This window comes from Xanthomonas sp. 4461, from assembly GCF_024806475.1.
Classification (GTDB): domain Bacteria; phylum Pseudomonadota; class Gammaproteobacteria; order Xanthomonadales; family Xanthomonadaceae; genus Xanthomonas; species Xanthomonas arboricola_F.
In genome coordinates this window covers 721,584-735,520 of record NZ_JANTYV010000001.1, presented here as the reverse complement: position 1 = coordinate 735,520, position 13,937 = coordinate 721,584, and the positions used below count along the sequence as shown (strand labels likewise).

11 protein-coding genes are annotated in these 13,937 nt (G+C 64.6%); 6 read left to right on the top strand and 5 right to left on the bottom strand.

The genetic code is table 11. The features are described from left to right. Window positions 1-318 precede the first annotated feature (318 nt). Window positions 319-3,474: a TonB-dependent receptor gene (locus FHY19_RS03070; protein ID WP_259151917.1), complete on the top strand. Its 3,156-nt coding sequence runs from the start codon at window positions 319-321 to the stop codon at window positions 3,472-3,474. 115 nt (window positions 3,475-3,589) lie between these two features. Here FHY19_RS03070 and FHY19_RS03065 read toward each other — a convergent pair whose 3' ends face one another. After that, window positions 3,590-3,835, bottom strand: a complete 246-nt coding sequence (locus tag FHY19_RS03065) for a hypothetical protein (protein WP_259161449.1) — start codon at window positions 3,833-3,835, stop codon at window positions 3,590-3,592. A gap of 64 nt (window positions 3,836-3,899) precedes the next feature. Here FHY19_RS03065 and FHY19_RS03060 point away from each other — a divergent pair, with 64 nt between their 5' ends. From FHY19_RS03060 to FHY19_RS03050, 3 genes are read left to right on the top strand one after another with little or no spacing between them, the layout of a single operon-like run. Further along, on the top strand, window positions 3,900-4,661 hold the full coding sequence (locus FHY19_RS03060; protein WP_259151914.1) for a SapC family protein: 762 nt from the start codon (window positions 3,900-3,902) through the stop codon (window positions 4,659-4,661). A gap of 4 nt (window positions 4,662-4,665) precedes the next feature. Next, on the top strand, window positions 4,666-5,694 hold the full coding sequence (locus FHY19_RS03055; protein ID WP_259161448.1) for a cupin-like domain-containing protein: 1,029 nt from the start codon (window positions 4,666-4,668) through the stop codon (window positions 5,692-5,694). Window positions 5,695-5,734: 40 nt separating this feature from the next. Beyond that, entirely contained in the window at window positions 5,735-7,252 is a 1,518-nt protein-coding gene (locus tag FHY19_RS03050; protein ID WP_259161446.1) for a tryptophan halogenase family protein, read from the top strand. A 317-nt stretch (window positions 7,253-7,569) separates the two neighbouring features. On the opposite strand, the gene FHY19_RS03045 is transcribed toward FHY19_RS03050, so the two are convergent. Beyond that, complete coding sequence (locus tag FHY19_RS03045) at window positions 7,570-8,562, bottom strand: MBL fold metallo-hydrolase (protein ID WP_259161444.1); 993 nt, start codon at window positions 8,560-8,562, stop codon at window positions 7,570-7,572. A 67-nt stretch (window positions 8,563-8,629) separates the two neighbouring features. Next, complete coding sequence (locus tag FHY19_RS03040; protein ID WP_259161442.1) at window positions 8,630-9,043, bottom strand: hypothetical protein; 414 nt, start codon at window positions 9,041-9,043, stop codon at window positions 8,630-8,632. 210 nt (window positions 9,044-9,253) lie between these two features. On the opposite strand from FHY19_RS03040, the gene FHY19_RS03035 reads away from it, so the two are divergent. Continuing rightward, window positions 9,254-9,481 (top strand): hypothetical protein, encoded by a 228-nt coding sequence (locus FHY19_RS03035; RefSeq protein ID WP_259161440.1) that lies wholly within the window; start codon window positions 9,254-9,256, stop codon window positions 9,479-9,481. 158 nt (window positions 9,482-9,639) lie between these two features. Here FHY19_RS03035 and FHY19_RS03030 read toward each other — a convergent pair whose 3' ends face one another. Both FHY19_RS03030 and FHY19_RS03025 read right to left on the bottom strand, forming a co-directional pair. Beyond that, window positions 9,640-11,037 carry a trypsin-like peptidase domain-containing protein gene (locus tag FHY19_RS03030; RefSeq protein ID WP_259161439.1) on the bottom strand — a complete coding sequence of 466 codons (1,398 nt, stop codon included), beginning with the start codon at window positions 11,035-11,037 and terminating at the stop codon, window positions 9,640-9,642. Window positions 11,038-11,491: 454 nt separating this feature from the next. Continuing rightward, window positions 11,492-12,874 (bottom strand): APC family permease, encoded by a 1,383-nt coding sequence (locus tag FHY19_RS03025; RefSeq protein ID WP_259161436.1) that lies wholly within the window; start codon window positions 12,872-12,874, stop codon window positions 11,492-11,494. 187 nt (window positions 12,875-13,061) lie between these two features. Here FHY19_RS03025 and FHY19_RS03020 point away from each other — a divergent pair, with 187 nt between their 5' ends. Next, window positions 13,062-13,826: a LuxR family transcriptional regulator gene (locus FHY19_RS03020; RefSeq protein WP_259151900.1), complete on the top strand. Its 765-nt coding sequence runs from the start codon at window positions 13,062-13,064 to the stop codon at window positions 13,824-13,826. The last annotated feature ends 111 nt before the right edge of the window (window positions 13,827-13,937 follow it).

Genomic DNA, 13,937 nt, shown 5'->3' with positions numbered 1-13,937 from the left:
CTGCAACGCACGGTGACAAGCGCTTTATCGCCTGACTAGGCTGCGCGGCGTGTTAGCGCTATCACTGGCCGGCACGCCGTGCAGGGCATGCGTTGCGCACCTGTCGCCGACACCACCTTTGTCGGCGATGTCTGCCGCAGGCACGCAACGCACAACGCAGGCCAACGATCGAAGGGGCGATCGGCGGCATGCGCGCTAGGGGACCTTATTCAGAGCAGGGCTGTTCCATCGCCGACCCGGCGGTGGTCATGACTTCGCCGTGTCGCATGCCGCGACATTTGCCGTAAACGGTTGGACTCCACTCCCGAGGACACATCGATGCGTCGTACGTTGAACAGCTTCAAGTCGAAGGCCATGTTCACCTTCGTTGGTGGCCTGTTGGTCATCAATCCCGCGTTTGCGCAGGACCTCGCGCCGCCGACACCCGCGCCGCAGTCCAGCAGCGACGCCGCCACCACGCTCGACACCGTGACCGTCACCGGTATCCGCAGCAGCCTGGACCAATCGATGGGCATCAAGCGCGATGCCGCCGGCGTGGTGGATGCGATCAGCGCCGAAGATATCGGCAAGTTTCCCGATACCAATCTGGCCGAATCGCTGCAACGCATCACCGGCATCTCGATCGAACGCCGCGATGGCGAAGGCGCGCAGGTCACCGCACGTGGCTTCGGCCCACAATTCAATACGGTCACGCTCAATGGCCGCCTGATTCCCGGTGCCGACGCCTTCGGTGCGCCCGGGCAGACGCCGATCGGCGGCGTGGACGTGGGCACGCGCGCGTTCAACTTCGCCCAGCTCGCCTCCGAAGCCATCACCGGCATCGAGGTGTTCAAGACCAGCCGTGCCACTGCGCCCAGCGGCGGCATCGGCGCCACCATCAACATCCAGACCGACAAGCCGTTCAATCACGAGGGCGTGGTGGCCAATGCCGGCGCCAAGATGGTCTCCGACCGCTCGCAGCCGTTCGGCGATTCGCTGACCCCGGAAGTGTCGGGCATCTTCAGTTACACCAACCCGGACAAGACCTTCGGTATCGGCCTGAGCGCCAGCTACCAGAAGCGTCACGGCGGTTCGGTGCAGGCCACCGAAAACCGCTGGAACATCCAGCGCTGGACCGGGACCGACCCGGCACTGCGCCCGGATACCGTGGTGACCAACGCGCCGGCGATCGGCCAGCTGTATGGCCTGCCCAACGATATCCGCTACGCGTTCGCCGACTTTCAGCGCGAGCGCATGAACGGCCAGGCGGTGATGCAGTTTGCACCGACCGACAGTCTTACGCTGACCCTGGATTACACCTATTCGTCCAACGAAATCCGCGAAGAACGCGGCGAGCAGGGCATCTGGTTGCAACGCGCCAACAGCTTCACCGATCTAACGTTCGACACTGGTCAGACCGTGGCCACGCCGGTGTATCTGCGCGATGTGCCCAACGGCGCCAAGGACTTCGGCATGGAGCAGCAGCGCAACGAGCAGAAGTACACGCTCGGCTCGCTCGGCTTCAATGCGGACTGGCAGGTGAGCGACCGCTTCCAGCTGACCTTCGATGCGCACAACTCCAAGACCCAGAGCCTGCCCAACGATCCGGTCACCGGCGGCAGCGCGACCTATTTCAGCTTTGCCGGCACCAACAACTGCACCAACGGTCCGTCCTGCGGCGGGCAATGGGCACAGGAGCTGTGGTTCAACAATTCGCTGCCCATCGGCGCGCGGACCTGGTATCCCACCGTCGCCGATTCGCTGGCTGGCACCAATGGTGTGGTCAATCCGGATTTCACCAAGAACAATCTGGGTTCGCAGGTGCAGCGCATCTATTATCAAAAGCAGGTGACCGAGACCAAGGAAGGCCGCCTGGATGGCAAGTTCGATTTCGACGACGGGCGTTTCCAGTTCGGCGTCAGCTCGTCCAATACCACCATGCACCGCCTGACCAGCGACACTTACTCCACGTTGGGCGACTGGGGCGTGGCCAATGCCGGCAGGGAGCCGGGCATGACCGACCTGCTACGGCCTGTGAGCATCGTCGGCATGTTCGATGACTTCAACGCCAATGGCGCGGCGCCTAATGCATGGCGCGGCGATGCCAGCCAGCTGGCGCTATGGGGTGGAAGCCAGTACGGCGCTGCGACGCGCTACAACCCGCTGTACAGCGCGGACAATCAGGTCGAAGAAAAGACCCGGGCGGCGTATGTGCAACTGGAGTTGACCGGCGATATCTCCGGCATGACCACCAACACGCGCCTGGGCCTGCGTTACGAGCGCACCGATGTGGAATCCACCTCGCAGGTGGCCACGCCCGTCGCGCTGCAATGGCAGGCCAACAACGACTTCCAGTTGCTGCGCTCTACCGAACAGCAGCCCTTCAGCGAAAAGACCAGCTACAACTACATTCTGCCGAATCTGGATTTCAGCATCGACATCACCGATTCGCTGAAAGGCCGTGCCTCGTTCGGCCAGACCATCGCGCGCGCGCCGTACAACAACCTGCTCGCCGGGCCGACGCCCAATACGCCGGCTGGCTCGATCCTGATCAACCCGTCCAACCGCGCCAGCGGTGACTCGCAGACGCCCACGCTGGACCCGCTGGAATCGGACAACCTGGATCTGGCGCTGGAATGGTATTTCGCCGATGCCAGCTATGTGTCGGCCACGTTCTGGAACAAGCGCGTCAGCAATTTCATCGGCACCACGGTCTCGCGCGAAACGCTGTACGGGCTGACCGATCCCACCTCGGGGCCGGATGCGCAGGCCGCGTTGGCCTTCCTGCAGAGTGGTGCCTGCGCCGCGCAGGTCGGTGCGGCCGGCAACGACGTGGCGGCGGCCTGTTCGGCCAACGATACCTCCCTGTTCGCGGCCACCGCCTTGTTGCGCAACGCCGCGGCCACCGGTGGCCTGGGTGCCTATAACGGCAGCTCCGCGCAGAGCCTGGCGCTGGAAAACGCATACGACCTGGTCGGCACCGCCGCCGACCCGCTGTACCAGTTCGATGTGTCGCGGCCGATCAACCAGAACAAGGCCAACATCCATGGCTGGGAGCTTGGCGGGCAGTACTTCTTCGGCAGTACCGGCTTCGGCATCTACGCCAACTACACCATCGTCGAAGGCGATGTGGCGTTCGACAACAACGTCATCGACCGCGACCAGTTCGCGTTGCTGGGCCTGAGCGATACCGCCAACGTGATGCTGATGTACGAAAAATACGGCTGGAGCGCGCGTCTGGCCTGGAACTGGCGCGACGAGTACCTGATCGCGGCCAACCAGGATGCCTCCAACCGCAACCCGTACTACGTGGAGGCGTACCAGCAGTTCGACCTCAGCCTCAGCTACGCGTTCAACAAGCAGCTGTCGGTGGGCTTTGAGGCGATCAACCTCACCGGCGAAGACGTGCGTTGGCATGGGCGATCGGAGAAGCAGATTGTCCGCCTGATCGACCAGCAGCCGCGCTACACGCTGGGTGTGCGGTACGCGTTCTGAGGGCATCGCACTGGCGGCGACGTTCCGACGCCAGTGCGTCCTATGGATGCAGCCGGTGTGTGCCTGGTGTGCACGCCGGCTGCCGCGTCGTTTTCTCTGTGCGATCCGGGCTGTATCAGTCCGGATGCGTCTGCCAGACGCTACCGCAGCAGCTACACGGGCTGCGTAGGTCATCCGGCAGCGACATCGCAGGCGAACGCAACAGGCGCCAGGGTTGCGCGGCGTCATCGAAGGGAAGCGGGATGCGGATGACGCGTGCAATCATCCAGATACCTGCGTCCGTCGTGCGCCGGCGCATGCTGCCCTGCCGCTTGCCGGCGTCGTACTTTTTGGCAATGCTCGCGGGCAGCGGACGCGGCATGTCGTCGCGTGATCGATCCCCCGACCGGTGCAGTGGCCATCGCCGGCCACTGCTGGAGCTTCAGATGTCGCGATATGCAGTGCTCAACAATGTGGCGCACCACGATCTGCGCGTGATCCTGCGGTTTGGTGCCGCATTCGGCGATGCGGTGGGCTTCGTGCCGGCCTTCGTCACCGAGTACGCCGAGCTGCAACGCGAATACCCGCTGTTCTTTCGCAAGGATGCGGCCACCGGTGCCTACCAGTCGGTGGCCCTGCTGGGTTTTGCGCCCGATGAAAACCTGTTTCTGCAGGACGGACGCTGGAATGCCGGCTACCTGCCGGGCATCGTCGCCAAGGGGCCATTCTTGATCGGGTTTCAGGAGCAGCGTATCGATGGCGCGCTGGTGCAGGAGCCGGTGATTCATGTCGACCTGGAGCATCCGCGCGTCAGCCGTGCCGAAGGCGAGGCGGTCTTCCTGCCGCAAGGCGGGCACAGTGCCTATCTGGAACACATCATCAGCGTGTTGCGCGGCATCCGTGACGGCATGGATGCAGGGCAGGCGATGTGCGCGGCCTTCGATGCGCTGGGTCTGATCCAACCGGTGAAGCTGGATGTAGTGCTCGACGACAGCCATGGCGTGCACCTGGAAGGGCTGCACAGCATCGACCGCGAGCGATTGGCCGCGCTGGACGGCGCTGCCTTGCAGCAGCTGCATCATGCCGGGTACCTGGAAGGCGCGTTCCTGATGCTGGCCTCGCACCACAACTTGCGCCGGTTGATGGGCGAAAAGCAGCGTCGGCTACAGCACACGCAGGCCGCTGCGGCAGTCGCAGCACGCGCCTGATCGCATGAGCGTACCGTCATCGATCGCCCCGCTGCCCGAGTGCAGCGACTGCCAGCCGGATGCGGCATTGCTGGCGCAATTGTGTGCGTCCGCGCAGCCGCTGGTGCTGCGCGGCGTTGCGCGCGACTGGGCGCTGGTGCAGGCCGCGCAGCGTGGCACGTCGCAAGCCATGGCGCAGTTGCGCAGCATGGACACCGGCCGGGCATTGCAGTACTCCTATGGCGCTCCCGAAATCGGCGGCCGGCCGTTCTATCGCGACGATTGCAGCGATCTCAACTTCGACGTGCAACGCGGCAGCCTGGGCGCGCTGCTGGATGCGATCCAGGCGCATCTGGACGATGAGCAGCCGCCCACGTATTACCTGGCCTCGTTGCCGATCGATGCGCATCTGCCCGGTTTTGCTGCAGGAAATGCCCTGGATGTCAGTGCAGACGGCAAGGCTGTGCCGCCCAGCATCTGGATCGGCAACCGGGTCATCGCCTCCTGCCATTTCGATGCGCCCAATAACCTGGCGGTATGCGCGGTAGGTCAGCGGCGCTTTACCTTGTTTGCGCCCGGGCAGGTGGCCAATCTGTATCCGGGGCCGCTGGAGCCCACGCCCGGCGGCCAGGTGGTGAGCATGGTGGATGTGGCCAATCCGGATCTTGCACGCTACCCGCGCATGGCCGATGCGTTGTCGCAGGCGCGCACGGCCGTGCTCGAGCCGGGCGATGCGATCTTCATCCCCAGCATGTGGTGGCACCACGTGCAGTCGCTGCAACCGTTCAATGTGCTGGTCAATTATTGGTGGAGCACGGCCCCTGCGCAGTTGCCCGCACCGATGCAGGCGCTGTATCACGCGCTATGGGCCATCCGCGACCGCCCGGAGTCGGAGAAGGCCGCCTGGCGGGCGTTGTTCGACTACTACGTGTTCGGCCCTGCAGAGCGGGCCGGCGAACATCTGCCCGAGCACGCGCGTCAGGTGCTGGGCCCGATCGATTCCACATTGGCGCGCCAGCTGCGCGCCATGCTGATCGGCAAGCTCAATCGCTGAGCGCTCCGCCGTCGTGTGGTCCCACTTACAGGAGAACGCAGTGAACCAGGCCAGGATTCGCAAGGTTGTCATCGCCGGTGGCGGCACCGCCGGCTGGATCGCGGCCTGCGCGTTGTCGCATCAGTTCCGCGACCTGCTGGACATCACCCTGGTCGAGTCCGATCAGATCGCCACCGTGGGGGTGGGCGAATCCACCGTGCCGCCCATTCGCACCTTCCACCGGTTCCTGCAGATCGACGAACAGGAGTTTCTGCGCGCGGTGGCTGGCACGTTCAAGCTGTCGATCTCCTTCGAGCATTGGCGCCGGCAGGGCGAGCGTTATATCCACCCGTTCGGCATTACCGGCCAGAGCACGCTGGTGTGCGCCTTCCATCATCTGTGGCTGGAAAGTCAGCGCCGCGGCATCTCCGGCGCATTTGGCGATTACTGCCTGGAAACGGTGGCCTCGCGCGTGGATCGCTTCGCGCTGCCGCGCGAGCCAGCCGTCAACTACGCCTACCACCTGGATGCGGCGCTGTACGCACGGTTCCTGCGCACGCGCAGCGAGGCGCACGGGGTCACGCGTGTCGAAGGCAGGATCCAGCAGGTGACGCTGCAACCCGATAGCGGCGATGTGGCCGCGCTGGTGCTGGAAGACGGCCAGGTGATCGAAGGCGACCTGTTCATCGATTGCACCGGCTTCCGTGGCCTGTTGATCGAGCAGACGCTGCACACCGGCTACGAGGACTGGAGCCACTGGCTGCCATGCGACCGCGCGGTGGCGGTGCAGACCGAAGCAGTGGGCCCGCCGGTGCCGTACACGCGCGCCATCGCGCATGAGGCGGGCTGGCGCTGGCATATTCCCTTGCAACATCGCGTTGGCAATGGGTTGGTGTTCTCCAGCCAGCACATGTCCGATGACCAGGCGCACGCCAAACTGCTGCGCGACACCGCCGCAACCCCGGTCAAGGACCCGTGGCTGGTGCCGTTCCGTACCGGGCGACGGCTCAAGGCCTGGAACAGGAATGTGGTCTCGCTGGGCCTGGCCAGCGGCTTTATCGAGCCGCTTGAATCCACCAGTATCCATCTCACCATTGCCGCGGTGGTACGGCTGATCACCCTGTTCCCGGCCGATGGCATCGCGCCGTCGCAGGTCGAGGTCTTCAACGACATCAGCCGCGCCGAGATGGAGCACGTACGCGATTTCGTCATCTTGCATTACCACGCGACGCAGCGCGACGAGCCGCTGTGGCAGCAGTGCCGCGACATGGAATTGCCCGAATCGCTGCGCCTGCGTCTGCGTGCCTGGCGCGAGCGCGCGCACGCCTGGCAAGGCACCGACGAACTGTTTCGCGTGGATTCCTGGACGCATGTGCTGCTGGGGCAGGGCATCGTGCCGCAGCAGCATCATCCGCTGGCTGCCGCATTGTCGGACGCCGATCTGCGTCGCCTGCTGGATGGCATTGCGCAGCCGATCCAGCGCGTGGTGGAACAAATGCCCTCGCAGCAGACGTTTATTGAGCGCTATTGCCAGGCCGGCGAACAGGTATGGGGTGGGCGCAGTCGGGTGGCGATGTAGGACTGTGCAGTGCGCTTTACCCACACCTGAAGGCGCCGGCGCGCTCCAGGCGACCGTCACGACATCAAGGCGCTTGGTGCATTGCGTTTCAAAAGTACCGGGAAATCTGTCGATTGATCCGAAGGCCGCAATGCCTGCAAGCCGCTGGCTGCTCGGTAGAGCGCAGCAGCGCTGCCGGACCATGATGGGCGCGCCTGTGTTTCGGGCATGGGCGACGCAGAAACGGCAGCGCCGTCAACACGATGACGATCCGGATCCCGTGTCGACCCAAACCATGCGCAACATGCTTCCGCCCGCGTGCTGCAACTCTTTGCCGGCTACAGCTGCATCAAATCGGCGCCGACCACAATCGGCCCGGCGTAGTGCTTGCGTGCGCCTTCGCGCCACATCGCATCGGTGATGGAGGGATCGCCACCGGGGACGAAATGAGTCAGTACCAGCAGTTTCGCATGGGCGGCGGCGGCGATCCGTCCGACCTCTTCGCTGGTGGAATGGCTCTTGAGCAGATGGTCCAGCAAGGTGGGGGCGTTGTCGTTGGTCTTGAGCATGGTTTCCAGCGCGGGCAGATACATCACTTCATGCACCAGGACATCGGTATCCCTGGCAAACTCGGCCAGCGCCGGCAGGTAGCGGGTATCGCCGGAGAACACCACCGTGCGGTCGCGGGCCTGGAAGCGATAGGCGAATGCAGGCTTGAGCGTGTAGTGATCCACCAGCGTGGCCGTCACCGTGACCTGCGCGTTCTGCAACACGGTGCAGGCCTGGTCGAACTCGTGCACATGGATGAGCTGCTTGAACGGCGGGCGGCCCTCCTCGCGGATGCGCGCATCGATGTCGATGGCGTTCATCTCGACGAACGCGTCCACCATCCTGCCGATGCCCGGTGGCCCATACAGATGCACCGGCGTCTGCAAGCCGCTGGCCCAGGCCAGCCACACCACATTGAGCAGGTCGGCGTTGTGATCTGAATGATGATGGGTCAGGAAGATATCGCGCAGCGCGGGGAGCCGGATGCCGGCCTTGGCCAGTTGCTGGGCGACACCGTTGCCGCAATCGATCAGGTACGGCTGGCCGTCGATCACCAACGCATTGGCCGCCGCCGCACGCAGCGGCGAGGGTGTCGGCCCGCCCTTGGTGCCGAGCAGCACCAGCACGCTGCCCTTGGCCGGGAAGGGAGCAGGCGCCGTGCCGTTGCTTGCAGCGTTGTTGCGTGGAGTGGCGGCGAGCTGGCCTGCCGCCAGCAGCGCGCCGGCACCGAGTGCGGTCTTGAGCATGCCGCGGCGGCTACGGAGCTTGGTCAATGCGGTCATCGCGGTTCCGGGATACTGGGAAGGGCTGCATGTCGGCAACGAACGAAACACCACGCTCCGGCACGCCTCAACGTTGTCCTGCTACAAAATCGCGCAGCGCCGGTGAGCGATAGAACGCCATGCACTGCGCAAAGATCCTGGTGAACGGCCCGCGGCGTGCTTCGTCCTTCATCGGCACCTCGCCGCGTTGGTAGTCCGCCGTCTGTTGCGCGACGAAGGCCTGTAAACGTGCGGTGGCGCCAGGCTTGGCATTATCCAGTGCGTAGGTGGTGAGCAGATACGAGCGGTCGCGCAGTTGGTCGGACTCCAGCCGGCCGCTGCGTTCGTAGTTCTGGTCCAGGCACAGCTGCAATGCGTAGGCCTTGACGTCCTCCGTGGCCGCCGGCGTCGCCGCCATCGTGGCAGTGGAGACAGCGGACACTGCGGAAAGCAGCACTGCGGTGACGGCACGGCGACAGCGGCAGCGATGGTGGGCAGACATGCCGATCCTGATGATGAAGGTGCTTGCAGTCTGCAGGATCGCGTTGCGCTTTGCTCGCTTGAACGTCCTTAGGACTTGGCGGGGGCATGGCAGCACGTAGCACCACAGCAGCGTCGGCAGGCAGCCACCAGAGCGTGCGCTTACCTGGCACGCGAGGCTGCGCCTGGTGGCGTTTGGAGCGGCTAGCACGACGTAGCGAGCAGCCGTCAGGTGGGTACGGCGCGGAAGCTGTCGGTCATCACCACCAGCCCGGCGGCTACCGGTGACCATCGCTGGCATACGTTCTGGGTGTATCGGTTGATGCGCTTTCGGGGTACTCGCGCGATACAAGCCAACCGCGCATTGCCGGGTCTGCCGAACTGGATTCTGTATACGCATCGCACCGGCAACAGCAACCCGACCACGCGATTGAGCGATGCCAGCAAGAGACAGTTGTAGAACGCCCCAGCGCGGCAACGCATTACCGCGTTGCCGTCATTGCGCCAGGCAGGACGCTGCGCATGTCGATCATGCAGGTGACGATGCGCAGCCTCGCGCCGCCTGACGTGGCAGGCGCTCCAACGCCTGCCACGCCTTGCTCGACAATGCCTGGACGCTTATTGCCCGAAGAACGTCGAGATCGACGAATACACGTCGGAGAAGCGCGAGTAATAGTCCGGATCGGTCTGCGCCGTGCAGAACGAGTAGCCGCCGTACAGGCCGCCGCGCAGCTGATACGCACCGCCACTGGCAATGGTGAACAACCCCGAGCCGGACGAGCCGCCTTCGGTGACGCCGTCGTTCCAGACCACGCGATACAACGGGCTCTTGCCGTCGATGGAGGTATTCAACGCGTTCACGGTGCCCAGCGAGTACTTCTTGACGTCACCCGACGGGTGGTGGATGCCCACGATCGAGGTGCTGGTGGATGCGATCGCCGCGCTGTTCCATGCGGCATAGAACGCGCCGCTCGGCGGTGCGGTCTTCAGTTCCAGCAGCGCGGTGTCGCGCGTGGTGTTGGCATGGCGCAGGAACGCACCGCCGGTGAGCGTTGTGGCCTGCGAACTGGCGGTGTTGCCGTTGCAACTGGCCGCGTCGTAGAACCAGTAGGTCTGCAACGTATTGGCCACCGTCTGGGTGCTGATGCAGTGCGCCGCGGTCCAGAACAGATTGCGCTTGGGCGTGTTGGTGTTGTTGAGCAGGGTTCCCGTGCACAGGAATGACCCCTGACTGGTGGTGAACACCATGCGCGCCACGGCCTTTGCCGCACTGGTGAAGCCGGCGGTGGGATTGGCGCGGCACACGATGTCGTTCTGGCAGGAATCGCTTTCGCCGATGGCGATGGTCATCATGTCACGCGGGCTGGCGGTGGGGCTGATATCCAGATGCGACAGTTGCGGAACGCTGAGGCTGAAGTTCTCCGGGTACAGGCCTGCCGGCAGCGACAGTTCGACCAGCAGGTTTTCGCCGCTCACCGTCGGCGACCAGCCGATCGCATCGCCGGTGCCGACGAAGCTGGCGCCGGATTGTTCGAACACGCGGCCGTCGTCGCCGGCAAAACGCAGTGTCACCTTGGCCGGGTCGCCCGGTTTTGCGCCGGCGCCACGCAGCACCAATGCCGCACGCAACGATGCCGCCTGCGCCGAGCCCAGCTTCAAGGTGGCCACGCGCGAGCCGTCGCCAGCCATTTGCCAATCGAGTTTGGCCAGGTTGACCAACGGCTGCGCGAGCGCGCGCGAAAAGCCGATCTGCAGCGGCTGCCCATGCTTGACCTGCGCAATGCGGCGCTCACGCACGGCGCCGAGTTCCTTGCTGCTCGGGGCAGCCAGTTGCGCCACGCGCGTTGGCATGATGCCGCCGCGCAGGCTGGCCGACTGCAACGTCGCCGCGCCGAGCTTGGCGGCCTGCGGCGCACTACTCACCGGTGCGGCATCCATTTCGGTGGGCGGCGCAGCCAGCGCAGCGCCGGACACAGCAGAGAGCAGCGCGAGGTACAACGCATTCTTGCGATTCATGGGTAGTCCTTCTCGTCAGGGAACGGCAGGCTGCGGCGGGGGCCACAACCCGCGGCGCCATCGTTGGCGCCGAACGAGACTAGCGAATGTTTACAACTGAATATGTGCTGAAAATCTCGTTCAGAGATGGACGGTCAGAGAAAATACAATCGCTTTCGCACACATCGATGCGTTGCGCCGCATGCGCGATGGGCGCGGCAATACCGCACGTGTGCCTACCTGTCACGCAAGCACGCTTGCGTGCATGTCGCTATTCGAGCGGCACGTTAGGACCACTGGCAACGCGACCACGCAGGTCGATGAACCAGACGCGGGTGGTCATGCAGCACTGCATGCCGCGTTCGAGCGGGCGCTTGATGGTTGCAGGCACCGTGCATGGTGCGGCGCACACGCGGTGCGCGCGCAGGCTGGCGACCACCTGCCCGCGCATGCGCTTAACGCTGTGCGTATCGCGCTATTCCAGTGCGTCGCTGGCGCGGAATTCGGTCGAGCGGCCACTGAGTTTGAGGAACCCCAACACTCCCAATCCCACCACCATCCATGCGCTGCCGCCCAGCTGCGCGTGCCGGTCGGCGTTGATCAATACATAGGCCAGGATCACGATGCCGATCAGCGGCACCACGCCATGCAATACGATCCGGCCCTGGTTACGGAAGTGCCAGAGCACCGCGATATGCAACAGCACGAATGCCGTCAACGCACCGACGTTGCACAGCGACGACAGCAGCGCGATCTGCCCGACGAACACCTCCCCCAGCACCATGCTCAACGCGGCAACCAGCACGATGGCGCGCTGAGGCACGCCGGTGCGTGGATGGATGTAGCGCAGGAACGCCGGCAGCTGGCGGTCGCGCGCCATGGCGAACAACAGCCGCGAGGTTGCCGCCTGGGCCACCAGTGAATTGGCGATTGCCGCACTGATCGCCACCGTCAGCGCAATGACGATCTGCAGCCAGGGCCCGGCGATCAGCCGGCCGATCTCGAAGAACGCATCGTTGGATGCCTGCGCGCTTGGGTAACGCTGCAGAGCCGGCTGCAGCAAGGCGGCCAGCCAGGTCTGCAGCACGAACAGGCCCGCCACCAGCACCAAGGCCAGCAAGGTGGCACGGCCAACTACGCGGTTGCCACCACGCGCTTCTTCCGACAGCGTGGAGATCGCATCGAAGCCCAGAAACGACACCACCGCCACCGACAACGCGCTGAAGATCAGCTGCGGCGAGAACGCCTGCGCGTTGTAGAACGGGCGCAGGTTCCAGTGCGCGCCGTTGACGCCGCGCTGGATGGCCAGCGTCGCCAGCACCACGAACACCGCCAACACCACCAGCTGCGCAAACAGGAAAAACCGATTCGCCCGCGCCGTCGTTTCGATGCCGCGCAGATTGACCACGGTATTGAGCACCACGAAGAACGCGATCCATGCCGGCTGCGGCACCGCCGGCAACACGTTGTGCATGGCGTTGGCGCCAACCACGTAGAGCAGGGTGGGCACCAGCAGGTAATCGAGCAGGATCGCCCAGCCGGCCAGAAAACCCATGCCGCTGCTCAAGCCACGGCCGACATACGCGTACACCGAGCCGGCCACCGGGAACGCCTGCGACATCTGCTGGTAGCTCAGGGCGGTGAACAGCATCGCCACGAAGCCGACCAGATACGTCAATGGCACCATGCCCGCACTGATGTCGAACACCCCACCGAAGATCGAAAACGGCGCGGTCGGCACCATGAACACCAGGCCGTAGATCAGCAGATCCTTCAGCGTGAGCTGGCGCTTGAGTTCCTGCGCGTAGCCAAAGCGTTCCAGCGCGGCCGCATCGTCGCGGCGTGGTGTCTCGGTCATCCAGGTATCCGCTGTGGGGAAGGCACGTCCAGCGCAGGTGCGCGGTCCGGGGGAGCCGATGCTGCGCTGCAGCTGTGTGACCGGCATTGTGACGATAATGTGGCCGACAAGCCCATCCATTGGTAAAAGTGCTAGGTTTTCCGTGCTGGATGTCATCCAGCGGCGTCAACCGCGACGAAGGACCCCCATGTTCGACACTTTGGCCAGCCTGGGCCGCGATCTGCAGGCACTGCACACGCTCGATGCCTGCCTGGACAGGGTGTTCGGCGACGTCTGCACGCTCGGCTTCCAGTCGCTGGTATACGACTACGCGCCGGTGCCGCTGAGCATGGAGGGCGCGCTGATCACCCCCAGCGTGTTCATGCAGCGCAATGCGCCCGGGGATATGCAGCATGTCTGGTGCGAGCACGGCTACTACCAACATGACCCCGTTCAGCAGCGCGCCACGCGACGCACCACGCCTTTCGTCTGGTCGTACCGCACCGACGGCAACCATCCGGGGGTGGAATACGTAGGCGCGCAGCACCGCCAGGTGACGCGCTATCTCTGCGACAGCGGAATGGGTACCGGTGTCACCGTGCCGCTGCATCTGCCCGGTGGCGCGTTTGCCACGTTCAGCGGCGCGGTCGATGCGGTTGCCGCCGAGGCGCCGCGCCTGGCCGAAGCACAGCTTTCTCCGTTTTTGCTGCTGGCGCATGCGTTCCAGGCGCGTGCGCAGGAGCTGCTGGACCCGCAGGAGCGGCGCTGTCACCACATCGCGCTGACCCGGCGCGAGCGCGAATGCCTGCAGTATTCGGCCAAGGGGCTGACCGCCAAGAGCATCGCTGCCGCGCTCAATCGGTCCACCGCCACGGTCAACCTGCATCTGAATTCGGCCGCACGCAAACTGGGCGCGCGCAATCGCGTGGAGGCGGTAGTGCGCGGTATGCATTATCGACTGCTGGAACCATAAGCGGATTGCGGTCGCCGTCTGCGGCAGTGGCATCACACGACGCATCGATGCACGGCGATCGACGCTTCCAATGGCCAGCGCCGCGTTACGCAGGCCCGGATGGTGCTGCTG

Bases quoted from the DNA above. Each gene is read 5' to 3' on its own strand.
- FHY19_RS03070 (WP_259151917.1), top strand. From the start codon at position 319: ATGCGTCGTACGTTGAACAGCTTCAAGTCGAAGGCCATGTTCACCTTC.
- FHY19_RS03065 (WP_259161449.1), bottom strand. From the start codon at position 3,835: ATGCCGCGTCCGCTGCCCGCGAGCATTGCCAAAAAGTACGACGCCGGC.
- FHY19_RS03060 (WP_259151914.1), top strand. From the start codon at position 3,900: ATGTCGCGATATGCAGTGCTCAACAATGTGGCGCACCACGATCTGCGC.
- FHY19_RS03055 (WP_259161448.1), top strand. From the start codon at position 4,666: ATGAGCGTACCGTCATCGATCGCCCCGCTGCCCGAGTGCAGCGACTGC.
- FHY19_RS03045 (WP_259161444.1), bottom strand. From the start codon at position 8,562: ATGACCGCATTGACCAAGCTCCGTAGCCGCCGCGGCATGCTCAAGACC.
- FHY19_RS03040 (WP_259161442.1), bottom strand. From the start codon at position 9,043: ATGTCTGCCCACCATCGCTGCCGCTGTCGCCGTGCCGTCACCGCAGTG.
- FHY19_RS03030 (WP_259161439.1), bottom strand. From the start codon at position 11,037: ATGAATCGCAAGAATGCGTTGTACCTCGCGCTGCTCTCTGCTGTGTCC.
- FHY19_RS03025 (WP_259161436.1), bottom strand. From the start codon at position 12,874: ATGACCGAGACACCACGCCGCGACGATGCGGCCGCGCTGGAACGCTTT.
- FHY19_RS03020 (WP_259151900.1), top strand. From the start codon at position 13,062: ATGTTCGACACTTTGGCCAGCCTGGGCCGCGATCTGCAGGCACTGCAC.